This is a genomic window from Variovorax sp. GW822-FHT04E09 (genome assembly GCF_058800845.1).
Map to the genome: position 1 here is coordinate 678,353 of NZ_JBXAMR010000001.1, position 23,137 is coordinate 701,489.

Sequence of the window (23,137 nt, forward strand, 5' to 3'; positions counted from 1 at the left end):
GGGCCGCGCGCTCCTGCCATCAGAGCAGCACGATGTCGTACTGCCCCTGCCCGATCGCCGGCTCCGACTGCAGCGAGATCGGCTTGCCGATGAAGTCGCTCAACCCCGCGAGGTGCTGGCTCTCTTCATCGAGGAACAGCTCGATAACTTGCGGCGAAGAAACGATGCGGAACTCGCGCGGCGTGAACTGCCGCGCTTCGCGCAGGATCTCGCGCATCACGTCGTAGGCCACGCTGCGCGCGGTCTTCACGATGCCCTGCCCACCGCAGGCCACGCAGGGCTCGCACAGCATGTGGGCCAGCGATTCGCGCGTGCGCTTGCGCGTCATCTCGACCAGGCCGAGCTGCGAGAAACCGCCGGCCGTGGTCTTCACGCGGTCGCGCGCGAGCTGCTTGCGGAACTCGGCCAGCACCTGCTCGCGGTGGTCGTCGCGTGCCATGTCGATGAAGTCGACGATGATGATCCCGCCCAGGTTGCGCAGGCGCAGCTGCCGCGCAATGGCCTGCGCGGCCTCCAGGTTGGTCTTGAAGATGGTGTCGTCGAAGTTGCGCGCACCGACGAAGCCGCCGGTGTTCACGTCGACGGTGGTCAGCGCCTCGGTCTGGTCGACCACGAGGTAGCCGCCCGACTTCAGGTCGACGCGCCGGCCCAGCGCCTTCGCGATTTCCTCGTCCACCGAATACAGGTCGAAGATCGGCCGCTCGCCCTTGTAGTGCTGCAGCTTGCCGGCCGCCTGCGGCATGAATTCGAGGCCGAACTTCAGCAGCACCTCGAACTGCTCGCGCGAGTCGATGCGGATGGTCTGCGTGTCTTCGCTCGTCATGTCGCGCAGCACGCGCTGCAGCAGGCTCAGGTCCTGGTGCAGCAGCGACATGGCCGGCATCCGGCTTGAGGCCTCGCGGATGCGCGTCCAGGTCTTGCGCAGGTAGGCAATGTCTTCGGCCAGTTCGGCGTCGGCGGCGTCTTCACCGTTGGTGCGCAGGATGAAGCCGCCCGTGTTCACCGGCACCACGCCGCCGCTCTCGGCGGCCGCGGCCGCTTCGATGAGCGCCAGCATGCGGTTGCGCAGCGACTCGCGCTGATCGGGCGGGATCTTCTGCGACACGCCGATGTGGTTGTCCTGCGGCAGGAACACCAGCAGCCGGCCCGCGATGCTGATCTGCGTGGACAGCCGCGCGCCCTTGGTGCCGATCGGGTCCTTGATGACCTGCACCAGCAGCGACTGGCCTTCGAACACCTGCTTCTCGATGGGCACCATCGGCCCGCCGTTGCGGTGGTCGCGTTCGGGCGGCGCGGCGCTCGGGCGCGAGCCCGGCGTGAACGGCGAGACGATGTCGGCCACGTGCAGGAAGGCGGTGCGTTCCAGGCCGATGTCGATGAAGGCCGACTGCATGCCCGGCAGCACGCGCGAGACCTTGCCCAGGTAGATGTTGCCGACCAGCCCGCGCTCGAGCGTGCGCTCGACGTGCAGCTCTTGCACCGCGCCGTGCTCGACCAGCGCCACACGGGTCTCCTGCGGAGACCAGTTGATCAGGATGTCTTGCATGGATGTCTTAAGTATTGAAACCGACGCCTCGAAGCAGCTGCGCGGTCTCGAACATGGGGAGTCCCATGATGCCCGAATAGGAGCCGCTGATGTGCTCCACGAACGCAGCCGCTGCGCCCTGGATGGCATAGGCGCCGGCCTTGCCGAGCGGCTCGCCGCTGGCGGCGTAGGCCGCGACCTGCTTCTTGGTGAGCGTGGCGAAGCGCACGCGCGACACGCTGAGCGCCGCATGGCGGCGACGGCCGTTCTGCAGTGCGACTGCGGTGAGCACGCGGTGCGTGGCGCCGGACAGGTGCGCGAGCATGCGCTCGGCATCGCGTGCGTCCTCGGGCTTGCCAAGGATGGTGCGGCCGAGCGCGACGGTGGTGTCGGCGCACAGCACGGGCGCATCGGCCAGGCCCAGGCGCTTGCGGCGCGCAACGGCGGCATCGAGCTTGAGGGCGGTGACGCGCTGCACGTACGCTGTGGGCGACTCGTTCGGCAGCAAGACCTCGAGCGCCTCGGCGTCTTCGTCGGCGCCGGCCAGCAGCAGTTCGTGGCGCACGCCGAGCTGGCCGAGCAATTGGGCGCGGCGCGGGCTTTGCGACGCGAGATAAATGAAGTCAGGCAAGTTCAGGTCTCCGAGGTGGGCCCCACCGCCGGCCCCGTGGTCATTCCCGGTGGTACGGATGGCCCGCGTTGACCGACCACGCCCGATAGAGCTGCTCGACCAGCAGCACGCGCGCCATGGCATGCGGCAGGGTCAGGTCGGACAGGCGGATGCGTTCGTGCGCCGCGGCCTTGAAGGCCGGGTCGAGCCCGTCGGGGCCGCCGATGACCAGCGCGACGTCGTCGCCCTCGCCCTGCCAGGTCTGCAGCCGTGTGGCCAGCGCCTTGGTGGTGAGCGCGGTGCCGCGCTCGTCGAGCACGACGATGCGCATGCCGCGGGCGATGGCGCCTTCGATGCGCTCGCGCTCGGCGGCATACAGCGTTTCGAGTGTCTTGGAACCGCGCGGCTCGGTCTTGACGGCGCGCAACTCGAGCTTGAGCTCGGGCGGGAAGCGCTTGGCGTAGTCGTCCCAGGCAGTCTGCGCCCAGTCGGGCATGCGCTGCCCGACGGCGACCACCAGCAGCTTCATGCGCGGCGGGCTGGCGCCTTCTTGGCCGGCGCCTTCTTCGCAGCGGTCTTCTTGGCGGCCGGCTTGCCGACCACCTTCACCGGCACGCGCGCGGTGCCCGTGGCGGACTTCTTCGCAGGCGCCTTCTTGGCGGCAGTCTTGCCCGCGGTCTTCGATGCGGCCTTCTTCGCCGGGGCCTTGGCGGCCTTGGCTTCCTGCTCGGCCGCGCGGATCGCGGTCTTGGCGGCGCTCGAACGGCGCAGGCTCGGCGTCTTGGCGGCGGCCGTCTTCTTCTCTTCGGCGCCCTTGACGACGGACGAGGCGGTGGCCAGCGCGGGCTTGGTGGCGCCGAGCTTGGCGCGCACCGGCTTGTCGCCCCAGATCTCTTCGAGGTGGTAGTACTGGCGGATGGCGGGCTGCATGATGTGCGCCACGGCCGCGCCGCAGTCCACGATGATCCACTCACCGTTTTCCTCGCCCTCGGTGCGCGGCTTGGCAAAGCCGGCTTCACGCACGGCGTCGCGCACGCTCGAAGCGAGCGCCTTGGTCTGGCGGTTGGAGGTGCCCGACGCCACGATCACGCGCTCGAACAGCGGCGAGAGGTGCTCCGTGTCGAATACCTGGATGTCCTGCGCCTTGACGTCTTCGAGACCATCGATGATGGCTCGCTGGAGTTTTTGGATGTCTTTTTTGGCGGCGGCTTCAGTGGTCATCAGGCAGAGCGGTAGAGGTGGTGTTGGTCAATATAGCGTGCAACCGTGGGCGGAACCAGCGAGGAAATGTCCACACCCGACGCCACACGCCGCCGGATATCGGTGGCGCTGGTGTCCATGGCGGCAGGCAGTTCAAGCGCCTCGAAACGCGCGCCAGCCGGGAGGCCGGGCAGCTGTTTCGGATCAAAACGAGTGACGTCACCCGTCGATAGTGCGCGATACGCTACAGAAACGATAGCAATGCCGAGTATATCCTGCCAGCCGTGCCAGGTCGGCAAGGCCGCCGCCTGGTCCGCGCCCATCACCAGCACGAGCTGTGCGCCGGGCTGCTCTTTCTGCAATTCATGCAGCGTGTCGAGCGTGTAGGTCGGGCCGTCGCGCAACACCTCGCGGCTGTCGATGACGACCTTGCCTTGCAAGTTGCCGAAGGCCAGTTGCGCCATCGCGAGGCGGTCTTCCTTCGGCGTGAGCGTGCGGCTCTTGTGCCAGGCCTGCCCCGTGGGAATGACGTGCAACTCCGTCAGATCGAGCTGCGCCAATGCAGCTTCGGCCAGGGCGACGTGCGCGTTGTGCGGCGGGTCGAAGGCCCCGCCGAAGACGCCGATGCGCAAAGCGGAACCGGTGGGGCTCACACCCAGTCCCGGCGCACGATGAAGTCGCTGTACAGCGCGGCTTCGGGGCTGCCCGCTGCGGGCTGTTGCCGGTAGGCCCAGCTCGCGAGCGGCGGCATCGACAGCAGGATCGATTCGGTACGCCCGCCCGACTGCAGGCCGAAGTGCGTGCCACGGTCCCACACGAGGTTGAACTCGACATAGCGCCCGCGCCGGTACAGCTGGAACTCGCGTTCGCGCTCGCCGTACGGCATGCTGCGGCGGCGCTCGACGATCGGCAGGTAGGCCTGCAGGAAGGCATCGCCGACCGAGCGGATCAGCGCAAAGCCGTTCTCGATGCCGCCCTCGGCGAAGTCGTCGAAGAAGATGCCACCGATGCCGCGCTGCTCGTTGCGGTGCTTGAGGAAAAAATACTCGTCGCACCAGGTCTTGAAGCGCGGGTACTTGTCGACGCCGAACGGTGCGAGCGCGTCGCGGCACACGGTGTGGAAGTGCACCGCGTCTTCTTCAAAGCCGTAGCACGGCGTGAGGTCCATGCCGCCGCCGAACCAGCACACGGGATCACCGCGGCCCGCGGGCTGCGCAGCCAGCATGCGCACGTTCATGTGGACGATCGGCACGTAAGGATTGCGCGGATGGAACACCAGCGACACGCCCATGGCCTCGAACGGTGCGCCCGAGAGCTCGGGGCGGTTCTGCGTGGCCGAGGGCGGCAGCTTGGCGCCGCGCACCTGCGAGAAGCCGACACCGGCGCGCTCGAACAGCGCGCCGCCTTCGAGGATGCAGGTCAGGCCGCTGCCCTGCAGCGGCTCGCCGGGTTCTTTCTGCCAGGCATCGCGCACCGCGCTGCCGCCGTCCGCCGCCTCGACCGCCGAGATGATCGATTGCTGCAGTCCGCGCAGGTAGTCGCCGACCGCCTTCGGCTGGGTGGCTGGCATCAGGCGTGGGGCGTGTTGCGCGCGTTGACGGCGCGGTAGCCGATGTCCTTGCGGTACTGCGCACCGTCGAACTGCACGCGCGCCGCGACCTCGTAGGCGCGCTGCTGCGCCTGCTTGACGCTGTCGGCCAGCACGGTCACGCAGAGCACGCGGCCGCCGCTGGTCTTGAGCTCACCGTTCTCGAGCGTGGTGCCCGCGTGGAACACCACGGCATCGGGCGCCTCGGCCGGGATGCCGCTGATGCGGTCGCCCTTGCGCGGCGACAGCGGGTAGCCGTGCGCGGCCATCACCACGCCCAGCGCCACGCGCCGGTCCCACTGCAGCTCGACCTGGTCGAGCGTGCCGTCGGTGGCGTGCCAGAACACCTCGAACAGGTCGGACTTCAGGCGCATCATGATCGGCTGCGTCTCGGGGTCGCCCATGCGGCAGTTGAATTCGAGCGTCTTGGGCTGGCCGGCCGCGTCGATCATGAGACCGGCATAGAGGAAGCCGGTGAACGGAATGCCGTCCTTTTCCATGCCGCGGATGGTCGGCAGGATGATCTCGCGCATGGCGCGCGCATGCACCTCGGCCGTGACGACCGGTGCGGGCGAGTACGCGCCCATGCCGCCGGTGTTCGGGCCTTCGTCGCCGTCGAGCAGGCGCTTGTGGTCCTGGCTGGTGGCGAGCGCGGCGACGTTCTTGCCGTCGCACATCACGATGAAGCTGGCTTCTTCGCCTTGCAGGAATTCTTCGATGACGACGCGCGCGCCGCCTTCGTTGTGCGACACGCCGAACTTGTTGTCGACCAGCATGAAGTCGACGGCCTCATGAGCTTCCTGCGCGGTCATGGCAACCACCACGCCCTTGCCGGCGGCCAGGCCGTCGGCCTTGACGACGATCGGTGCGCCCTTGGCGTCGATGTACGCATGGGCCGCGGCGGCGTCGGTGAAGGCCTCGTATTCGGCCGTCGGGATCTTGTGGCGCTTCATGAAGGCCTTCGAGAAGGCCTTGGAGCTTTCGAGCTGCGCAGCCGCCTGCGTCGGGCCGAAGATGCGCAGGCCGTGCGCGCGGAACTCGTCCACCACGCCCGCCGCCAGCGGCCCCTCGGGGCCGACCACGGTCAGCGCGATTTTCTCGGCCATCGCCCACTCGCGCAGCGCGGCGGGTTCGGTGATGTCGATGCAGTCGTAGCGTTCGTCGCTCACGGTGCCGCCGTTGCCGGGCGCCACGTAGACGCGGCTGACCCGGTTGCCCTGCGCCAGCCGCCACGCCAGTGCGTGCTCGCGGCCCCCTCCTCCAATCACCAGTACCTTCATTCGCGGGCTTTCGTTTGTCGCTGTGGATCCATCATTCATTCGTTCAGTCGGACAGTGCGGCGTTGTGATACACGTCCTGCACATCATCCAGGTCCTCGAGCACGTCGAGAAGCTTCTGCATTCTGGCGGCGTCTTCGCCGGTCACGTCCACGGTGTTCTCGGCGCGCATCGTGATTTCGGCGGCGTCGGGCTTCAGGCCCGCGGCTTCGAGCGCATTCTTCACGGCCTCGAAGTCGCCGATGGCGGTGAGCACCTCGATGGCGCCGTCGTCGTCGGTGATCACGTCCTCGGCGCCGGCTTCCAGGGCCACTTCCATGACCTTGTCCTCGCTGGTGCCGGGCGCAAAGATGATCTGGCCGCAGTGCTTGAACTGGAAGGCCACCGAGCCTTCGGTGCCCATGTTGCCGCCGTGCTTGGAGAAGGCGTGGCGCACTTCGGCCACGGTACGCACGCGGTTGTCGGTCATGGTGTCGACGATGATCGCCGCGCCGCCGATGCCGTACCCTTCGTAACGAATTTCTTCGTAATTGACGCCTTCGAGGTTGCCCGTGGCCTTGTCGATGTTGCGCTTGACGGTGTCGATGGGCAGGTTGACCGCCTTGGCCTTTTCGACCGCCAGTCGCAGCCGGGGGTTGGCGCTGAGGTCGGCGCCGCCGGCGCGTGCCGCCACCGTGATTTCACGGATGGCGCGGGTCCAGAGCTTGCCCCGTTTCTCGTCCTGGCGGCCCTTGCGGTGCTGAATATTTGCCCACTTGCTATGTCCGGCCATGGCTTTCTCTCTCGCTGTCGTGTGTTTTCAAAGCAAGTACGGAGTTTACTGTCCGGCGCACACAACGCTCCCCCGGCGCCCGGGATTTCGGCCCGGACCTTTTGGTGATAATTGTTCGATGACGCCATCGCCCATTGCCGGTACGGGAAATCCCGACGCCCTGCCGCCGCACGCCCCGCTGCCGCTGTACTACAACACCGAAGCGGAGCACCAGGCGTTCCTGCGGCGCATCTTCGACAGCACGGCCGCGGACTACGACCGCATCGAAGCCGTGCTGGCCTTCGGCACCGGCCCCTCGTACCGGCGCGATGCACTGAAGCAGGCCGGCCTCACGGCGGGCGCCCAGGTGCTCGACGTGGGCATCGGCACCGGGCTCGTCGCCCGCGAAGCCCTGAAGCTCATCGGCTCCACCGGCAAGCTCACCGGCGTCGACCCCAGCGTGGGCATGATGGGTCAAGTCCGGCTGCCCGGCGTCGAACTCATTCAAGGCGTCGCCGAGGCCCTGCCCCGCCCCGACGCCAGCTGCGATTTCGTGAGCATGGGCTACGCCATGCGCCACATCAGCGACGTGGCCGCCGCCTTTTCCGAGTTCCATCGCGTGCTGCGACCGGGCGGGCGCGTGGTGGTGCTCGAGATCACCAAGCCAGAAGGCCGCATCGCCACCGCGCTGCTCAAGGGCTACATGCGCGCCGTGGTGCCGCTGATCGCCCGCGTGGTCGGCCGCCGCAGCGACACCTCGGAGCTGTGGCGCTATTACTGGGACACGATCGAGGCCTGCATCCCGCCCGAGCGCGTCATGCAGGCACTGGGCGCCGCCGGCTTCAGCGACGTGCGCCGGCATGCGAGCCTCGGGGTCTTCTCTGCCTACACCGGTCGCAAACCCGAATCCACCGCCGACGAGGTTCGCTGAACGTGCGCCCCCAGGACGACCGCCTTCATTCCCCCCTGCGCGTGGAGCGCCTCTCGCTGCCGGACAGCCTTGCGCTGGCCACGCACAGCCATGCGCCCTTCGCCGCGCTCGGCTACGGCACGCCGCACGGTGTCGCCTGGATGCCCACGGTCAACGCGCGCGTGCTGTCACCGCAAGGCGCGATGGCCGATGTGTGGCACGTGGGGCACGTGGGTGACGGCACCCAGGTCCGGTCGGGCACCACCGGCATCGCGCGCTGGCGCACCGACGGGCACTGGCTGCTCGGCGCCATCGACCTCGATGAAGCCGTCGAAGGCCAGGGCCTGACCGAACTCGCGCAGCGCGCCTACCGCGACCTGTTCCGCACACTCGAGCAGGCCGGCACGCCGCACCTGCAGCGCATCTGGAACTACCTGCCGCGCATCAATGCCGACGGCGGCGGGCTGGAGCGGTATCGCCAGTTCAACCTCGGTCGGCAAGAGGCCTTCTTCGAAGCCGGCCGCGCCGCCTTCGAAGGCGCACCGGCCGCCTGCGCACTGGGCATCCGCCAGGGCGCGCTGTCGATCCGCTTTCTCGCGGGACGTGCCGCGCCGCTGCCGGTCGAGAACCCGCGGCAGGTGTCGGCCTACCGCTATCCCGAAACCTACGGCCCGCGCTCGCCGACCTTCTCGCGCGCCGCGCTGGCGGACATCGGCGACGGCCAGGTGGCGCTGTTCATCTCGGGCACGGCGAGCATCGTCGGCCACGAAACGGTGCACCACGGCGACGTGCGTGAGCAGGCCCGCGAAACGCTGCGCAACCTCGAGGCCGTGATCGCCTCCGCCCATGCGCAGACCACGGCGCGCTTCTCGCTCGATGCGCTCGATTGCGTGGTGTACGTGCGGCATCCGCCGGACACCGAGGCCGTGCGCGAGGTGATCGAAGCCGCGCTCGGCGCCTCCGCGCCGATGGCCCGCCATGCGGTGTACCTGGAAGCCGACATCTGCCGCAGCGATCTGCTGGTCGAGATCGAGGCCCACACGGTCGCCGCCGGCCGGCTGCAGGCCGCCTGAGCGGCCCGCCGTCCGCCTGCTCGACCGACACCACCCATGAACGTGCTGCGTCTTCTCACGTCGATCCCGCTCGCGCTGATGCTCTATGCGCTGCTGCTGTTCCTCGGCCTGATCTCGCTGGTCTGGAACTTCGTCGCCATGCTGCTGTACCCGGTGATGCCGGCCGTACCGGCGCGCGCGCTGGGCCGCATGACCATCGCCTTTGCCTACCGGATGTTCTGGTGGCTCGCTTCGGTCACCGGCATGATGCGCATCGACGCCTCGTGCCTGGACCCGATGCGCAACGAGCCCGGCGTGATCTTCGTGGCCAACCACCCGACCATGCTCGATGCGCTGCTGCTGGTGGCGCGGCTGCCGCGCAGCGCCTGCATCATGAAGGCCGAGCTGATGGGCAACATCTTCCTCGGCGCCGGGGCCCGGCTGGCGCGCTACATCAGCAACAAGTCGGCCCGCACGATGGTGCGCCTGGCGGTCAACGACCTGCGCCAGGGCGGCCAGCTCGTGATCTTTCCCGAAGGCACGCGCACGGTGACGCCGCCGCTGAACCCCTTCCGCCCCGGCACCACGCTGATCGCCAAGCTGGCGCAGGCGCCGATCCAGACCGTGTTCATCGACACCGACTCGCCCTACCTCGGCAAGGGCTGGCCGCTGTGGCGCGTGCCGCCGCTGCCCATCGTCTTCACGCTGCGGCTGGGCAAGCGCTTTGCACCAACGCAGGACAGCGATGCGTTGCAGGTCGAGCTGGAGCACTATTTCCGTCAACACATGGAGCAGCGCGCCACCGACGCGTCCCCCGAATGCCAGCAGACGCCTCGCGCACCCACCTTGTCCTGATTCCCAGCTACAACACGGGCGAGCGCCTGTTCTCGACGGTCGCCGCCGCGCGGGCCCAATGGAACCCGGTGTGGGTGGTGATCGACGGCAGCGACGACGGCACGGGTGAACGGCTGCAGCAGATGGCAGCCAATGATCCGGGATTGCGCGTGTGGGTGCTGCCGCAGAACCAGGGCAAGGGCTCGGCGGTGCTGCACGGCTTGCGGGTCGCGAAAGAAGCGGGCTTCACGCACGCGCTCACGATGGATTCCGACGGGCAGCATCCGGCGGACCTGATCCCCTCTTTCATGAACGCCTCGCTGGCGCGGCCCGAGACGATGGTGCTGGGTCGACCCGTGTTCGACGCCAGCGCGCCGCTTTTGCGGGTGCGCGGGCGGCGGGTGTCGAACGGCTGGACGCAGCTCGAGACGCTGTTCGCGGGCGTGAGCGATTCGCTCTACGGCTTTCGCGTGTACCCGGTGGTCGACCTGATCGCCGTGATGGCGCGGCAACCGTGGATGCGGCGCTTCGACTTCGACACCGAAGCGGTCGTGCGGCTGGCCTGGCGCGGGGTCAAGCCGGTGAACATCGATGCGCCTGTGAAGTACCTGACGGCGGAGGAAGGCGGGGTGTCGCACTTTCGCTATGGGCGGGACAATGTGCTGCTGACCTGGATGCACACGCGGTTGATGGTCGAGTTTGTCTTGCGGTTGCCGGGGTTGCTTTTTCGCAAGCTGCGGGGGGCGCCGCCGTTTCAGGCCTAGCCTTCTTTTGAGGGGCGCCCGGCAGGCGGTTCGGCGCGGTCGGCCCCACTGTGCCGGCCGCTTCGCGGCTGCCCTGCGGTGCTCGCGTTTCGCGGGGTCTCGCAGAACTCGCTTCGCTCAAACAGCTGCGAGCCCTGATCCGCGAAACGCTGCGCTCCTCGGCGGCACAGAGGGGCCGCCCACACCGCACCGCCTGCCGGGCACCTGCCGTGGCGTGAAAGCACCCTGCCCTTCTTCCGCTACTCGACGATCGTGCCCCCGCCCAGTGCCTTGTAGAGCGTCATCGTGGCGTTGAGCTGGTTCAACCGGTTCTGCGCTACCGACACCTCCGCGAGGCGGCGCTTGTCCTTGGCATCGAGCACGGGCTGCAACGCGGTGGCGCCGGCGCGGTAGCGCACTTCCGACAAGGCCTCCGCGCGTTGCGCTTGCTGCAACGCCAGGGCCAGCTTCACGCTTTCGTCCTGCAGCTGGGTGCGCGACGACAGCGTGTTCTCGACCTCGGACAGCGCGGTGTACAGCGACTGGCGGAAACCGACGACCGCTTCTTCATAACGCGTCTGGGACACGGCGACGGTCAGCCGCGCGGTGTTCCATTGCAGGAAAGGCAGCACCAGGCCGGCACCGAGGGTCGCGACCGGGTTCTTCAGCACCTCGCCCAGGGCATTGCTCCCCGCGCCCAGCGAACCCGTGAGGCTCAGCACCGGATAGAAGCTGGTGCGCGTGGCATCGACGTTCGCCAGCGAGGACCGCAGGCGCTGCTCCGCAGCACGCAGGTCGGGCCGGCGGCCCAGCAGGCTGGCAGGCAGGCCGGCATCGATCACGGGCAAAGCGGTGTCCGGCAGCTGCGAGGGCTCTTCCCTCGGGGCGTCGGGCGGCATGTCGAACATGATCGCCAGCGCGTTGCGCGCCTCGACGCGCTGCTGCAGCAACTGCGTGTGGGCCGCCTCCTGGCTCGCAAGGTTCTGGCCGGCCTGCGCGACATCGAGGCCGGACACGGCACCTGCCGCGTACTTGGCGCGCACCAGCGCCTGGATACGCCGTGCATCGGCCATGCCGGCTTCGCTCAGCGCGATGCGGTGGTTCAGGTAGCCGGTCTGCCAATACAGCCCGGCCGTGGTGCCCACCAGCGCCAGCGCCGTGGCCTCGCGGTCGGACTGGGTGGCCTGCAGCTCCCAGTCGGCGACGCTGCGCTGCGCCGACAGGCGGCCCCACAGGTCGACTTCGTAGCTCAGGCTCAGTGAAGAGTTCGCGCTCGATGCGGCCACGCCGCCGCGCTTCAGGTCGAAGCTGCGTTGGGTGCCCAGTTGCCCCGTCACGCCCGGCGTGAGGTTGGTGTTCGCTAGGCCGGCCTGCAGCTGCGCCCGCTGCACGCGGATGCCGGCAGCGGCCAGGTTGTTGTTGGTGCGCAGGGCGCTGTCGATGAGGGTGTCGAGCCGCGCGTCGTGGAAGGCGGTCCACCAGCGGGCCTGCGGCACGGCCGCTGCGTTCTGCGGCAGGGGCTGTTGCTGCTGCCAGGCCTGCGGCACGCCGAGCGGTCGGTGTTCGCGCCGCTCCGGCGCGAACAACGTGCAGCCGCCGAGCGCCAGCGCGATGGCGAGGCCCGCCAGGGTCGGTCGCGCGCTACTCACGCGCCAGCGCCTCGATGGGGTCGAGCCGAGCAGCATTGCGCGCCGGCAGGTACCCGAACAGCACGCCGATGAGCGACGCGCACAAAAAAGCCGACACAACTGCCCCCAGCGAAAAGATCATTTGCCATTGCTTCACGAACAGCGAGAACACAAAGCTGATGCCGTACGACAGCAGCACGCCGATGAAACCGCCGACCAGGCACACGAGCACGGCCTCGGTCAGGAACTGCTGCAGCACGTCGCTCTGGCGCGCGCCCACGGCCATGCGGATGCCGATCTCGCGGGTGCGCTCGGTCACCGACACCAGCATGATGTTCATCACGCCGATGCCGCCCACCACGAGCGAGATCACCGCGATCAGCGACAGCAGCAGCGTGAGCGACTGGCTCGTGCGCTCGGCCGTCTTCACGATGCTGTCCATGTTGAAGGTGAAGAAGTCCTTGCCGCCGTGGCGCAGCGTGAGCAGCCGCACGATGCTCTCTTCGGCCGCCTTGGTGGGCTGGTCGTCGCGGATGCGCACGGTGATGCTGTCGAAGTGCTGCTGGCCGAACAGGCGGCTCGCGCCGGTGCTGTAGGGCAGCCAGATGTTGAGCGACTTGTTCTCGCCGAACATGCTCTTCTTTTCCTGCGCCACGCCGATCACGGTGCATGGCAGGCTGCCCACCAGGATGATCTTGCCGACGGGGTCGGTGCCGTCGGGAAAGAGCTTGCGCCGCGTGTTCTGGTCGATCACCACCACCTGCGACTGGTGCCGCAGGTCGTTGGCGTCGAAGGCCGTGCCGCTGGCCATCTGGATGTCGCGCACGCTGAAGAAGTTGTCGCTGACGCCGTTCACGTTGCCGTTGACGTCGGCGCTGCGGTAGCGCAGGCGCAGGCTGCGCATGGTGGTGGGCGTGACGCTGTGCACGTAGGGCTGCGCGGCGATGGCCTGCAGGTCGGCCGGCAGCAGCGTGCGGATGCTCGCGGCCTTGTCGTCGCCGAAGTCGTGGCCCGGGTAGATGTCGAGCGTGTTGGTGCCGATGGCCTTGATGTCGGCCAGCACGAAGCGCTTGGCGCCCTCCCCGATGGCCACGATCGACACCACCGAGGTGATGCCGATGATGATGCCCAGCATGGTCAGTGCCGTGCGCATTCGGTGCGCCATCATCGAGCGCCAGGCCATGCGGAAGGCTTCGGAGAAACGCGCCCAGCCGGTGCTGAAGCGCGCAATGCCCAGCGTGGGGCGCGTCATGGCGGGCGGCGTGGGGGTGTCGTCGCCCACCGTCTGCGCGGGCGCGGCCACGGTCGGCACGTTCGGCCGGTCACCCACGATCACGCCGTCGGCGATCTCGATGATGCGTTCGGTGCAGCGCGCCACCTGCATGTCGTGCGTCACGATGATGATGGTGTGCCCCTGCGCATGCAGCTCGCGCAGGATGCCGATGACCTCCTGGCCGCTCTTGCTGTCGAGCGCGCCGGTGGGCTCGTCGGCCAGGATGACCTGCCCGCCGTTCATGAGCGCGCGCGCGATGCTCACGCGCTGCTGCTGGCCGCCCGAGAGCTGGCTCGGCCGGTGTTCGGTGCGGTCTTCCAGGCCCAGGCGCGCGAGCAGTTGCCGCGCCCGCGCGTCGCGCGCCGCGCCCTCGGTGCCGGCATACACGGCGGGCACCTCGACGTTGCCGGTGGCCGTCAGGTGCTGCATGAGGTGGTAGCGCTGGAAGATGAAGCCGAAGTGCTCGCGCCGCAGCGCGGCGAGCGCGTCGCTGTCGAGCGTGCCGACGTCCTGGCCCGACACGGTGTAGGTGCCGGTGCTCGGCCGGTCGAGGCAGCCGAGGATGTTCATGAGCGTCGACTTGCCCGAGCCCGAGGCGCCGACGATGGCCAGCATTTCGCCGTGGCCGATGTCCAGGTCGACGTCCTTCAGCACCTGGACTTCCTGCTCGCCCGAGGGAAAGCTGCGGCCGATGCCGCGCAGGGTCAGCAGCGGCTGCGTCACTGGCGCGGCCTCCGGTTGCCGCTGTCATTGCCGTCGGTCTTCTCCAGCGCCGAGGCATCGCCGGTGATGACGCTGTCGCCCTCCTTCAGGCCTTCGAGCACCTGCGCCTGGAAGTTGTTGCTGATGCCCACGCGCACCTGCCGCTTTTCCACGCGCTGGTCGGGCAGGAGCACGCGCACTTCGTGGCGGCCGTCCTTGTCGCGCGTGCCGAGCGCGGTGAGCGGCACGGTCAGCGCCTGCTTGGCCTCGCCCAGCAGGATGGCGACCTGCGCCGTCATGTCGACGCGCAGCGTGCGGTCGGGATTGGGCACGTCGAACAGCGCGTTGAAGAACACGGCGTTGTTGATCTTCTCGGGCGAAGGCTGCACCGCGCGCAGCGTGCCGTGGTAGCGCGTGTCGGGGTCGCCCAGGATGGTGAAGTACACCGGCTGGCCGGCCTTCACGCGCACCACGTCGGCCTCGGACACCTGCGCCTTCACGGTCATGGTCGACAGGTCGGCCAGCTTCATCAGCGTGGGCACCTGGAACGAGGCCACCACGGTCTGGCCTTCGAGCGTGCTGATCGACACCACGTCGCCGTCGATGGGCGCGACGATGCGGGTGTACGACAAGTTGGTCTGCGCCGAGGCCAGGGCCAGCTTCTGCTGGCGGATCTGCGCGTCGAGCGAGACGGCGTCGGCGCGCAGCGCGCGCAGCTCGGTGTCCGCGCTTTCCAGGTCCTGGCGCGCGGCGGCGTCCTGCGCCAGCATCTCGCGCTGGCGCGCCCAGGTGAGCTCGGCCTGCTTCACACGCACTTCCTTGGCGAGCTTCTGGGCCTGCAGGTTCTCGAGCTTGGCCTGTTCCTGCGCGAGCGTGTTCTGCGAGATGACGGGATCGATCTCGGCCAGCCAGTCGCCCTTCTTCACCGTCTGGCCGAGCACCACCTTCAGCGACTTGAGCTGCCCCGACACCTGCGCGCCCACCTCGACCTGCTTGAGCGCCTGCAGCACGCCGGTGGCGAGCACCGCGTTCTCCAGGTCGCTGCGCTGCACGGTGGCGGTGAGGTAGTCGCTTTTCTTCGGCGGGCTCAGCCAGAAGAAGGCCGCGATGGCCAGCACGACGAGCAAGGCCAGGCCGACAAGGAACTTGCGCGATCGTCGCGAAGGAGTGGTGGGCATGCAGTGAAGAAGTGGAATGGAACGGGCGGCGAGGCCCGGGAAGGGATGCGGTTCATCCTAGCCCCGGTTGCTGAAGGCCTGCTAAAGCATGCGTTTTGACGGGCTTTTTGCACGGGCCTGCGCAGCGACCCATGAAAACGGCGTGGCCCGCTGCCCTCGAAGGACAGCGGGCCACGCCGCAAAAGACTACTGAAAAAGAACTCAGCGCGCGGTGCGCCGGCGCAAGAGCAAGGTGAGGAGCAACAGCGCCAGCACCGTGAACGCGATGAACGACCAGTTCGCCAGCGTCAGGCCGAACAGCGACCAGTCGATCTTGGAGCAGTCGCCGCCGCCGCGGAAGATCATCGGCAGCGCACGCTTGAGCGGGAAGGTCTCGATCATCCCGTACAGGTCGCGCCCGCACGAGACGACTTCGGGCGGATACCACTGCAGCCAGCTCTGCTGCGCCGCCGTGTAGGCACCGCCCACCGCCGCCGCCAGCGCCAGCACCCCGCCCGTCACCTGCAGGCCGCGGCTGCTGAACAGCGCCGCCAGGCCGGTGAACAGCGCCACGAGCATCAGCGCATAGCGTTGCACGATGCACATCGGGCAGGGTTCGAGCCCGACCACGTGCTGCAGATACAGCCCGAAGGCCAGCATGAGGACACAGGCCACGCAGATCAGCCCGAGCGCGCGGCGCGGCGCGCCGAAGTACCAATGGATCAAGGAGATACCCAATCTTCTTCTACGAACACCCTGGCCTTGCGGGGGTTGGCGACGACGGTGTCGCCTTCCTTCAAGCCCAGGTCGCGGAACTGTTGCGCAGGGAGTTGCGCTTCGATGATGGTTCCGGAGCCCGGATTATCTGGATTCGTTTCGGTGGGCTCAAGTTCCAGCCGCGCGATCGGTCCGACCACGATCGCGCGCGACAGCGTGGCGACGATGCCGGTGGCACCCGACACGTAGCGTGTCACATCCAGGTCATGCGGGCGCACATAGGCCAGCGCCTTGGCGTCGCGCGCGCTGCTGTGCTCGGGCGAGTCGATGCGCATGCCGTCCAGTTGTACGGCGCCGTTGTCGGCCCGGCCGTGGAACAGGTTCACGTCGCCCAGGAAGCCGTAGACGAACGGGCTCGCGGGCTTGTCCCACACGTCCTGCGGCGAACCGACCTGCTCGATGCGGCCCTTGTTGATGACCACCACGCGGTCGGCCACCTCGAGTGCTTCTTCCTGGTCATGCGTGACGAAGATCGAAGTGACGTGCAGCTCGTCGTGCAGCCGGCGCAGCCAGCGGCGCAGTTCCTTGCGCACCTTGGCGTCGAGCGCGCCGAAGGGTTCGTCCAGCAGCAGCACCTTGGGCTCCACCGCCAGCGCGCGGGCCAGCGCGATGCGCTGGCGCTGGCCGCCGGACAGCTGCGACGGGTAGCGGTCGGCCAGCCAGTCCAGCTGCACCAGCTTGAGCAGGTCGGTCACCTTGGCCTTGATCTGCGCGTCGCTCGGGCGCTCCTTGCGCGGCTTCACGCGCAGGCCGAAGGCCACGTTCTCGAACACGGTCATGTGGCGGAACAGCGCGTAGTGCTGGAACACGAAGCCGACCTGGCGTTCGCGCACGTGCACGTCGGTCGTGTCTTCGCCCGAGAAGTGGATGCTGCCGGTGTCGGCCGTTTCCAGGCCCGCGATGATGCGCAGCAGCGTGGTCTTGCCGCAGCCCGAGGGGCCGAGCAGCGCGACCAGTTCGCCCGACTCGACGTCGAGGTTCACGTTGTTCAGCGCGCGGAAGTCGCCGAACTGCTTGCTGATGTTGCGGATTTCGATGCTCATGGTCTTGTTCTCTCGTCTTCTCAGGCCGCCGAAGGCTCGGGGGGACGCTCGGGCGGCAGCTCGGCGATGGCTTTCATTTCGCGCTCATGGCGCCACTCGATGACCGACTTGATCACCAGGGTGACCAGCGCCAGGATCGCCAGCAGCGAGGCCACCGCGAAGGCGGCCACCGACTGGTATTCGTTGTAGAGCACCTCGACGTGCAGCGGCATGGTGTTGGTCTGGCCGCGGATGTGGCCCGACACCACCGACACCGCGCCGAACTCGCCCATGGCGCGCGCGTTGCACAGGATCACGCCGTACAGCAGGCCCCACTTGATGTTGGGCAAGGTCACGCGCCAGAAGGTCTGCCAACCGGTCGCACCGAGCACGATGGCGGCCTGCTCCTCGTCGGTGCCCTGCGCCTGCATCAGCGGAATGAGTTCGCGCGCAATGAAGGGAAAGGTCACGAACACGGTGGCCAGCACGATGCCGGGCACGGCGAAGATGATCTTGATGTCGTGCTCCGCCAGCCACGGACCGAACCAGCCCTGCGCGCCGAACACCAGCACGTAGATCAGGCCCGCCACCACCGGCGACACCGCGAACGGCAGGTCGATCAGCGTCGTGAGAAAGGCCTTGCCGCGGAACTCGAACTTGGCAATGGCCCAGGCTGCGGCCACGCCGAAGACGAGGTTCATCGGCACCGCGATGGCGGCGGTGATCAGCGTGAGGCGGATGGCGCTCCACGCATCGGGCTCCTTCAGCGCCTCGAGGTAGGCATTGAGGCCCTTGCGCAGCGCCTCGACCGCCACGGCCGCCAGCGGCAGCACGAGGAACAGGAACATGAACGCCAGGGCGATGCCGATCAGCGTCCAGCGGACCCAGGCCGACTCGGTGGTGCCGGCCTGCGCGCGGCGGATGATTTTCGAAGGTGCGCTCATGTCATGCCCCCGCGCGCTTGCGCTGCCAGGCCTGCAGGCCGTTGATGACCAGCAGCAGGATGAACGACAGCACCAGCATCACCAGCGCGACCGCGGTGGCGCCCGTGTAGTCGTACTGCTCCAGCTTGCCGATGATGATGAGCGGCGTGATCTCGGAAATCATCGGCATGTTGCCGGCGATGAAGATCACGGAGCCGTACTCGCCGATGGCGCGTGCGAAGGCCATCGCAAAGCCCGCCAGCAGCGCGGGCGCGATCGACGGGAAGATCACCTTGGTGAAGGTCTGCAGGCGCGTGGCGCCCAGCGAGGTGGCGGCTTCTTCGAGTTCCTTCTCGGCGTCTTCGAGCACCGGCTGCACCGTGCGCACCACGAAGGGCAGCCCGATGAAGATCAGCGCGATCACGATGCCCGCCGGCGTGAACGCCAGCTTGATGCCGTGCGGCTCGAGCAGTTGCCCGATCCAGCCGTTGCCCGCGAGCAGCGCCGTGAGCGAGATGCCGGCCACGGCCGTGGGCAGCGCGAACGGCAGGTCGACCAGCGCATCGACGATGCGCTTGCCCGGGAACTTGTAGCGCACCAGCACCCAGGCCACCAGCAGGCCGAACACCGCGTTCACCATGGCAGCGATCAGCGAGGCGCCGAAGGTCAGGCGGTACGAGGCCATCACGCGCGGCGCGGTCACCGACACCCAGAAGTGCTCCCAGGTCATCGTGAAGGTCTTGAAGACCAGCGCCGACAACGGGATCAACACGATCAGGCACAGATAGAAGACCGTGAAGCCGAGCGTGATGTGGAAACCGGGCAGCACGCGCTTGGCGCCCCCTGCCCGGTTGGCACGTGAAAAAGGCGCTCCCGCTGCCGGGAGCGCCGAAGAAGCAGCGCCGCTCATTTACTTCGCGCCAGGGGTGTACAGCTTGTCGAACTGGCCGCCGTCATTGAAGTGCACCTTCTGCGCTTCGCTCAGGCTGCCGAACAGTTCCTGCACCGTGAACAGCTGCAGCGGCTTGAAGGTCGAGGCGTACTTCTTGAGCACGGTCTGCGAACGCGGGCGCAGCGCGTGCTTGGCGGCGATTTCCTGCGCTTCTTCGGAGTACAGCCAGTCGAGGTAGGCCTTGGCCAGCTCGCCCGTGCCCTTCTTCTTGACGGTGCGCTCGACGATGGCGACCGGGTTCTCGGCCACGATGGAAATCGACGGGTACACCGAGTCGACCTTGCCGGTGCCGAACTCACGGTCGATCGAGACCACTTCGGATTCGAAGGTGATCAGCGCGTCGCCGATGTTGCGTTGCAGGAAGGCGGTGGTCGCGTCGCGGCCGCCGCGTGCCAGCACCGGCACGTTCTTGAACAGCTTGCCGACGAACTCGGCGGCCTGGGCGTCGGTGCCGCCCTTCTTCTTGATGTAGCCCCAGGCCGCCAGGTAGGCGTAGCGGCCGTTGCCGCCGGTCTTGGGGTTGACGATCACGACCTGCACGCCCGGCTTGATCAGGTCGTCCCAGTCCTTGATGCCCTTGGGGTTGCCGTTGCGCACCAGCAGCAGCATGGTCGAGGTGGTGGGCGATGCGTTCTCGGGGAACTTCTTGTTCCAGTCCTTGGCGACCACGCCGGCGTTGGCCAGGAAGTCGATGTCGGTCGAGGTGTTCATGGTCACCACGTCGGCATCGAGGCCGTCGGCCACGGCGCGCGCCTGGGCGCTGGAGCCGCCGTGCGACTGGTCGATCTTGACGTCCTTGCCCGTGGCCTTCTTGTAGTTCGCCACGAAGGCCGCGTTGTAGTCCTTGTAGAACTCGCGGGCCACGTCGTACGAGGCGTTCAGCAGCCCCGTGCCTTGTGCGAAGGCGGTGCTGCCGGCGAGTGCGGAGGACGCCAGCGCGAGCACGGCGACGAAGGTCTTGATTCTGGAAGTCATGTGGTTGCCAGGTTTTCTGAAAATTCACGTCCCGCCGACCAGGCGGCGGGTTCGTCGGTCAACGATTGCAGCAGGGCCAGGCCGAGCGGCCAGTCTCCGTGCCCCGAATCGATGTTGATGTGCCCCGCATTCTGCATGCGCACGAACTCGCTGCCCCAGGCGCGCGAGTAGGCGCCGGCGAGGCGGATGGGGCAATAAGGATCGTTGCTGCTCGCCACCACGATGCTGCGGTACGGCAGCGCCGCGTAGGGCACGGGTGCGAAGTCGGACAGCACCGCGCGGCGCTCGGGGTCGGCCGGCGCCACCAGCAGCGCGCCCTGGATGCGGGCGGCGGCCTCGGGCGGCAGGTGCGCCGTGGCGATGCAGCCCAGGCTGTGCGCCGCGATGACCACGGGGCCTTCGCTTTCGAGCACCAGCTTGGCCAGCGCAGGCACCCAGGCATCGCGCTTGGGCGAAGCCCAGTCGTCCTGCGCCACCCGCGCCGCGCCCGGAATGCGTTCTTCCCACAGGCTCTGCCAATGGCCGGGCCCGGAGTCGCGCCAACCGGGCACGATGACGACACGAGTCTGCATGACGGCGCGGTCCTGCGGCTTCTTACTTGTTGGGCTGCGGCGTGATGCGCAGGTAAGGCTTGACGGCCTTGAAGCCCTTGGGGAAGCGCTCGGCCAGCTCGGCCGGGTCCTGGATGCTCGGCACGATGACGACGTCGTCGCCGTCCTTCCAGTTCACGGGCGTGGCGACCTTGTGGCTGTCGGTGAGCTGCAGCGAGTCGATCACGCGCAGGATCTCGTCGAAGTTGCGGCCGGTCGACGCCGGGTAGGTGATGGTGGTGCGGATGACCTTCTTGGGGTCGATGATGTAGACGCTGCGCACCGTGGCCGTGGTCGAGGCGTTCGGGTGGATCAGGTCGTACAGGTCGGCCACCTTGCGGTCGGCGTCCGCAATGATCGGGAAGTTGACGGTGGTGTTCTGCGTCTCGTTGATGTCGCCGATCCACTCCTTGTGCTTGGTGGCCGGGTCGACGCTCAGTGCGATGGGCTTCACGCCGCGCTTGGCGAACTCGCCCGACAGCGCCGCCGTCTTGCCGAGTTCGGTGGTGCACACGGGCGTGAAATCGGCCGGGTGCGAGAAGAACACGATCCACGAATCGCCGGCCCACTGGTAGAAGTCGATCGGGCCTTCACTGGAGTCCTGGGTGAAATTAGGGGCGGTGTCGCCGAGTCGCAGGGTTGCCATGGTCGCTCCAAGGAGGGGGTGAAGCCCTGGATTGTGCGAACCGCTGCTTCAATGGCAAACGAATATCTGTTTGTTTGGATATGACGTTTTTCGCATATAGAACCTGCGAAGACCCACTATGGCGCTATTTTTTAGATAGCAACCTGCCTCAAAACATCCGCATCTGCTCGCTTTGCAGGTGTTCGGACAGAAAGTCGATCAGCCGCCGCACCGCCGGCACCAGCGCCCGCCGCGCCGGAAACACCATGTGCGCCACCACCGGCGACGGCCCCCAGCCGGGCAGCACCCGCACCAGCCGGCCCGCCTCGATGTCGGCGCTGCACATGTAGTCGGGCAGCAGGGTCACGCCGACGCCGCCCAGCGCGCCGAACTGCAGTGTGGCCAAGTCATCCGCCACGTAGCGCGGCGTGTGCACATGCACGTGGCTGCGGCCTTCCGGGCCTTCGAGCCGCCACTCCGAGCGCCCTTCCCCGTTGACCGACATGGCCGCCGTCGGCAGCTTCGCGAGGTCGGCGGGCGTGTCGACCGGGCCCTGGCTGGCCAACAGCGCCGGGCTGGCGACCAGCACGCCGCGGCTGTGGCCGAAGGTCTTGGCCACCAGCACCGTGCTGTCCTCGATGGTCGGGCGCACGCGCAGCGCGATGTCGATGCCCTCCTCGATCAGGTCCACCGGCCGGTTGATGACGCGCATGTCGACGCGCACCGCCGGGTGGCGCGCCATGAACACCGGCATCAGCTGCGCCAGCCCGCTGTGCGAGATGGTGACCGGGCAGGTCAGCCGCACCAGCCCGCTCGGCTCGGTCTGCACCTGCGCCACCGCCTCGGCCGCCGCCTGGGCCGCGTCGCGCATGGCCGAGGCGTGCCGCAGGTAGATCTCGCCGGCCGGCGTGAGCGACAGGCGGCGCGTGCTGCGCTGCATCAGCTGCACGCCCAGCCGTTCCTCGAGCTCGGCCACGCGGCGCGACAGCCGCGATTTGGGGATGCCCAGCGCCCGGCTGGCGGCGGCAAAGCCGCCCCGCTCGGCCACCTCGGCGAAGAACACCATGTCGTTGAGGTCTTGCATGGCTTCATTGTCCTGCAAACAGAACGATCTGATCAAATTTTGGCTACTTATCAGCCACTCACATCAAAAATAGAATTCTCCCAACGCCGGCCACTTCTCAGCGCCGACACCTTGCACAGAAAGTGATTGACTGACATGAAGCTGCTCCACATCGACTCCAGCATCCTCGCCGCCGGCTCCACCTCGCGCCAGCTGACCGCCGAAACCGTCGCCGCATGGCGCGCCGCCCACCCCGACACCCAGGTCGAGTACCTGGACCTCGCCGTGGACGCGCCCTCGCACTTCGGCGTCGACGCCCTCGGCATCAAGACCGGCGTGCAGGCCCAGCCGACCGAAGCGCAACTGCGCGAGAACGCCCTGTCGGAAAAGCTGGTGAGCCAGTTCCTGGCCGCCGACGTCGTCGTGCTCGGCGCGCCGCTGTACAACTTCACCATCCCGACCCAGCTCAAGGCCTGGATCGACCGCCTCGCGCAAGCCGGCCGCACCTTCAAGTACACCGAGAAGGGCCCCGTCGGCCTGGCCGGCGGCAAGACGGTGATCGTGGCTTCGAGCCGCGGCGGCATCTACTCGACCTCGGAAGGCGGCCAGGCGGCCGAGCACCAGGAGAGCTACCTGAAGGTGATCTTCGGCTTCTTCGGCATCACCGACGTGCGCTTCGTGCGCGCCGAAGGCATCGCGATGGGTGACGCGCCCAAGGCCGCCGCACTGGCCGCCGCCCGCGCCGACATCCTCGTGGCCACGACCGAAGCTGCGAACCAGAAGAACGTCGCGCAAGCCGCCTGAAGCTTCCACGGCCGGAACGGACTTGTCTGGCTGATGCAAAAGCCAACAGAACCAGTCGCTTAAGAAGCTGGATGTCATTGCCGCTTGGTTGAGCCCATGCAGCGTAGAGCTGTCTGGGCCAATCGAGCGTTCACGGTGCGCTACCTTCTGCAGACC

Annotated in this window: 24 protein-coding genes; 5 read left to right on the forward strand and 19 right to left on the reverse strand. The window is 67.9% G+C overall.

The features are described 5' to 3' along the window. Positions 1–19: 19 nt before the first annotated feature. Genes rng through AC1RL8_RS03260 form a run of 8 tightly spaced genes read right to left on the reverse strand, consistent with a single transcriptional unit; the run spans position 20 to position 6,972 of the window. Complete coding sequence (gene rng, locus AC1RL8_RS03225) at positions 20–1,546, reverse strand: ribonuclease G (protein ID WP_062470121.1); 1,527 nt, start codon at positions 1,544–1,546, stop codon at positions 20–22. Positions 1,547–1,553: 7 nt separating this feature from the next. Further along, complete coding sequence (locus AC1RL8_RS03230; protein WP_492687415.1) at positions 1,554–2,156, reverse strand: Maf family protein; 603 nt, start codon at positions 2,154–2,156, stop codon at positions 1,554–1,556. A gap of 40 nt (positions 2,157–2,196) precedes the next feature. After that, positions 2,197–2,664: a 23S rRNA (pseudouridine(1915)-N(3))-methyltransferase RlmH gene (rlmH, locus tag AC1RL8_RS03235; protein ID WP_159276828.1), complete on the reverse strand. Its 468-nt coding sequence runs from the start codon at positions 2,662–2,664 to the stop codon at positions 2,197–2,199. Next, the gene (gene rsfS / locus AC1RL8_RS03240; protein ID WP_062470113.1) at positions 2,661–3,356 is read right to left on the reverse strand and encodes a ribosome silencing factor; all 696 of its coding nucleotides are present in this window, start codon (positions 3,354–3,356) and stop codon (positions 2,661–2,663) included. Before rsfS ends, rlmH begins: the two co-directional genes overlap by 4 nt. Further along, positions 3,356–3,988: a nicotinate (nicotinamide) nucleotide adenylyltransferase gene (gene nadD / locus AC1RL8_RS03245; RefSeq protein WP_062470111.1), complete on the reverse strand. Its 633-nt coding sequence runs from the start codon at positions 3,986–3,988 to the stop codon at positions 3,356–3,358. Before nadD ends, rsfS begins: the two co-directional genes overlap by 1 nt. Continuing rightward, a complete protein-coding gene (gene hemF, locus AC1RL8_RS03250) occupies positions 3,985–4,905 on the reverse strand; it encodes an oxygen-dependent coproporphyrinogen oxidase (RefSeq protein WP_492687416.1) in 921 nt (306 codons plus the stop codon). The genes nadD and hemF overlap by 4 nt, the downstream gene beginning before the upstream one ends. Beyond that, positions 4,905–6,203, reverse strand: a complete 1,299-nt coding sequence (purD, locus tag AC1RL8_RS03255) for a phosphoribosylamine--glycine ligase (protein ID WP_062470106.1) — start codon at positions 6,201–6,203, stop codon at positions 4,905–4,907. Before purD ends, hemF begins: the two co-directional genes overlap by 1 nt. 43 nt (positions 6,204–6,246) lie before the next feature. Further along, on the reverse strand, positions 6,247–6,972 hold the full coding sequence (locus AC1RL8_RS03260; RefSeq protein ID WP_056580425.1) for a YebC/PmpR family DNA-binding transcriptional regulator: 726 nt from the start codon (positions 6,970–6,972) through the stop codon (positions 6,247–6,249). A gap of 118 nt (positions 6,973–7,090) precedes the next feature. Between AC1RL8_RS03260 and AC1RL8_RS03265 the strand changes: the two genes are divergently transcribed. From AC1RL8_RS03265 to AC1RL8_RS03280, 4 genes are read left to right on the forward strand one after another with little or no spacing between them, the layout of a single operon-like run. Further along, a complete protein-coding gene (locus tag AC1RL8_RS03265; protein WP_062470103.1) occupies positions 7,091–7,882 on the forward strand; it encodes a class I SAM-dependent methyltransferase in 792 nt (263 codons plus the stop codon). Positions 7,883–7,884: 2 nt separating this feature from the next. Continuing rightward, a complete protein-coding gene (locus AC1RL8_RS03270) occupies positions 7,885–8,934 on the forward strand; it encodes a chorismate transformation FkbO/Hyg5 family protein (RefSeq protein ID WP_492687417.1) in 1,050 nt (349 codons plus the stop codon). Positions 8,935–8,970: 36 nt separating this feature from the next. Beyond that, on the forward strand, positions 8,971–9,768 hold the full coding sequence (locus AC1RL8_RS03275; RefSeq protein ID WP_369628991.1) for a lysophospholipid acyltransferase family protein: 798 nt from the start codon (positions 8,971–8,973) through the stop codon (positions 9,766–9,768). Further along, positions 9,732–10,511: a glycosyltransferase family 2 protein gene (locus AC1RL8_RS03280; RefSeq protein WP_492687418.1), complete on the forward strand. Its 780-nt coding sequence runs from the start codon at positions 9,732–9,734 to the stop codon at positions 10,509–10,511. Before AC1RL8_RS03275 ends, AC1RL8_RS03280 begins: the two co-directional genes overlap by 37 nt. A gap of 239 nt (positions 10,512–10,750) precedes the next feature. Here AC1RL8_RS03280 and AC1RL8_RS03285 read toward each other — a convergent pair whose 3' ends face one another. The 11 genes from AC1RL8_RS03285 to AC1RL8_RS03335 form a co-directional block, all read right to left on the reverse strand. After that, positions 10,751–12,139 carry an efflux transporter outer membrane subunit gene (locus AC1RL8_RS03285; protein WP_492683882.1) on the reverse strand — a complete coding sequence of 463 codons (1,389 nt, stop codon included), beginning with the start codon at positions 12,137–12,139 and terminating at the stop codon, positions 10,751–10,753. Then, complete coding sequence (gene macB, locus AC1RL8_RS03290) at positions 12,132–14,114, reverse strand: macrolide ABC transporter ATP-binding protein/permease MacB (protein WP_492683883.1); 1,983 nt, start codon at positions 14,112–14,114, stop codon at positions 12,132–12,134. The genes AC1RL8_RS03285 and macB overlap by 8 nt, the downstream gene beginning before the upstream one ends. Then, entirely contained in the window at positions 14,111–15,271 is a 1,161-nt protein-coding gene (macA, locus tag AC1RL8_RS03295) for a macrolide transporter subunit MacA (RefSeq protein ID WP_492683884.1), read from the reverse strand. Before macA ends, macB begins: the two co-directional genes overlap by 4 nt. Before the next feature lie 201 nt (positions 15,272–15,472). Beyond that, positions 15,473–15,976 carry a disulfide bond formation protein B gene (locus AC1RL8_RS03300; protein ID WP_492683885.1) on the reverse strand — a complete coding sequence of 168 codons (504 nt, stop codon included), beginning with the start codon at positions 15,974–15,976 and terminating at the stop codon, positions 15,473–15,475. Continuing rightward, positions 15,973–17,070, reverse strand: a complete 1,098-nt coding sequence (locus tag AC1RL8_RS03305; protein WP_062470081.1) for a sulfate/molybdate ABC transporter ATP-binding protein — start codon at positions 17,068–17,070, stop codon at positions 15,973–15,975. The genes AC1RL8_RS03300 and AC1RL8_RS03305 overlap by 4 nt, the downstream gene beginning before the upstream one ends. Before the next feature lie 20 nt (positions 17,071–17,090). Further along, positions 17,091–17,993 (reverse strand): sulfate ABC transporter permease subunit CysW, encoded by a 903-nt coding sequence (gene cysW, locus AC1RL8_RS03310; RefSeq protein WP_153284104.1) that lies wholly within the window; start codon positions 17,991–17,993, stop codon positions 17,091–17,093. A 1-nt stretch (position 17,994) separates the two neighbouring features. Further along, on the reverse strand, positions 17,995–18,882 hold the full coding sequence (gene cysT / locus AC1RL8_RS03315; protein ID WP_492683886.1) for a sulfate ABC transporter permease subunit CysT: 888 nt from the start codon (positions 18,880–18,882) through the stop codon (positions 17,995–17,997). After that, entirely contained in the window at positions 18,883–19,899 is a 1,017-nt protein-coding gene (locus AC1RL8_RS03320; RefSeq protein ID WP_492683887.1) for a sulfate ABC transporter substrate-binding protein, read from the reverse strand. Beyond that, positions 19,896–20,471: an RBBP9/YdeN family alpha/beta hydrolase gene (locus tag AC1RL8_RS03325; protein WP_056580397.1), complete on the reverse strand. Its 576-nt coding sequence runs from the start codon at positions 20,469–20,471 to the stop codon at positions 19,896–19,898. The genes AC1RL8_RS03320 and AC1RL8_RS03325 overlap by 4 nt, the downstream gene beginning before the upstream one ends. A 22-nt stretch (positions 20,472–20,493) precedes the next feature. Then, positions 20,494–21,135 carry a peroxiredoxin gene (locus AC1RL8_RS03330; RefSeq protein ID WP_062470070.1) on the reverse strand — a complete coding sequence of 214 codons (642 nt, stop codon included), beginning with the start codon at positions 21,133–21,135 and terminating at the stop codon, positions 20,494–20,496. A 148-nt stretch (positions 21,136–21,283) separates the two neighbouring features. Further along, entirely contained in the window at positions 21,284–22,198 is a 915-nt protein-coding gene (locus AC1RL8_RS03335) for a LysR family transcriptional regulator (protein WP_070060824.1), read from the reverse strand. A gap of 135 nt (positions 22,199–22,333) precedes the next feature. On the opposite strand from AC1RL8_RS03335, the gene AC1RL8_RS03340 reads away from it, so the two are divergent. Next, the gene (locus tag AC1RL8_RS03340; protein WP_095745444.1) at positions 22,334–22,981 is read left to right on the forward strand and encodes an FMN-dependent NADH-azoreductase; all 648 of its coding nucleotides are present in this window, start codon (positions 22,334–22,336) and stop codon (positions 22,979–22,981) included. The last annotated feature ends 156 nt before the right edge of the window (positions 22,982–23,137 follow it).

What these genes read in the sequence shown, in the direction of transcription:
- rng (WP_062470121.1), bottom strand. Translation starts at nt 1,546, where the DNA reads ATGCAAGACATCCTGATCAACTGGTCTCCGCAGGAGACCCGTGTGGCG.
- rlmH (WP_159276828.1), bottom strand. Translation starts at nt 2,664, where the DNA reads ATGAAGCTGCTGGTGGTCGCCGTCGGGCAGCGCATGCCCGACTGGGCG.
- rsfS (WP_062470113.1), bottom strand. Translation starts at nt 3,356, where the DNA reads ATGACCACTGAAGCCGCCGCCAAAAAAGACATCCAAAAACTCCAGCGA.
- hemF (WP_492687416.1), bottom strand. Translation starts at nt 4,905, where the DNA reads ATGCCAGCCACCCAGCCGAAGGCGGTCGGCGACTACCTGCGCGGACTG.
- purD (WP_062470106.1), bottom strand. Translation starts at nt 6,203, where the DNA reads ATGAAGGTACTGGTGATTGGAGGAGGGGGCCGCGAGCACGCACTGGCG.
- AC1RL8_RS03260 (WP_056580425.1), bottom strand. Translation starts at nt 6,972, where the DNA reads ATGGCCGGACATAGCAAGTGGGCAAATATTCAGCACCGCAAGGGCCGC.
- AC1RL8_RS03265 (WP_062470103.1), top strand. Translation starts at nt 7,091, where the DNA reads ATGACGCCATCGCCCATTGCCGGTACGGGAAATCCCGACGCCCTGCCG.
- AC1RL8_RS03275 (WP_369628991.1), top strand. Translation starts at nt 8,971, where the DNA reads ATGAACGTGCTGCGTCTTCTCACGTCGATCCCGCTCGCGCTGATGCTC.
- AC1RL8_RS03280 (WP_492687418.1), top strand. Translation starts at nt 9,732, where the DNA reads ATGCCAGCAGACGCCTCGCGCACCCACCTTGTCCTGATTCCCAGCTAC.
- macA (WP_492683884.1), bottom strand. Translation starts at nt 15,271, where the DNA reads ATGCCCACCACTCCTTCGCGACGATCGCGCAAGTTCCTTGTCGGCCTG.
- AC1RL8_RS03305 (WP_062470081.1), bottom strand. Translation starts at nt 17,070, where the DNA reads ATGAGCATCGAAATCCGCAACATCAGCAAGCAGTTCGGCGACTTCCGC.
- cysW (WP_153284104.1), bottom strand. Translation starts at nt 17,993, where the DNA reads ATGAGCGCACCTTCGAAAATCATCCGCCGCGCGCAGGCCGGCACCACC.
- cysT (WP_492683886.1), bottom strand. Translation starts at nt 18,882, where the DNA reads ATGAGCGGCGCTGCTTCTTCGGCGCTCCCGGCAGCGGGAGCGCCTTTT.
- AC1RL8_RS03320 (WP_492683887.1), bottom strand. Translation starts at nt 19,899, where the DNA reads ATGACTTCCAGAATCAAGACCTTCGTCGCCGTGCTCGCGCTGGCGTCC.
- AC1RL8_RS03325 (WP_056580397.1), bottom strand. Translation starts at nt 20,471, where the DNA reads ATGCAGACTCGTGTCGTCATCGTGCCCGGTTGGCGCGACTCCGGGCCC.
- AC1RL8_RS03330 (WP_062470070.1), bottom strand. Translation starts at nt 21,135, where the DNA reads ATGGCAACCCTGCGACTCGGCGACACCGCCCCTAATTTCACCCAGGAC.
- AC1RL8_RS03335 (WP_070060824.1), bottom strand. Translation starts at nt 22,198, where the DNA reads ATGCAAGACCTCAACGACATGGTGTTCTTCGCCGAGGTGGCCGAGCGG.
- AC1RL8_RS03340 (WP_095745444.1), top strand. Translation starts at nt 22,334, where the DNA reads ATGAAGCTGCTCCACATCGACTCCAGCATCCTCGCCGCCGGCTCCACC.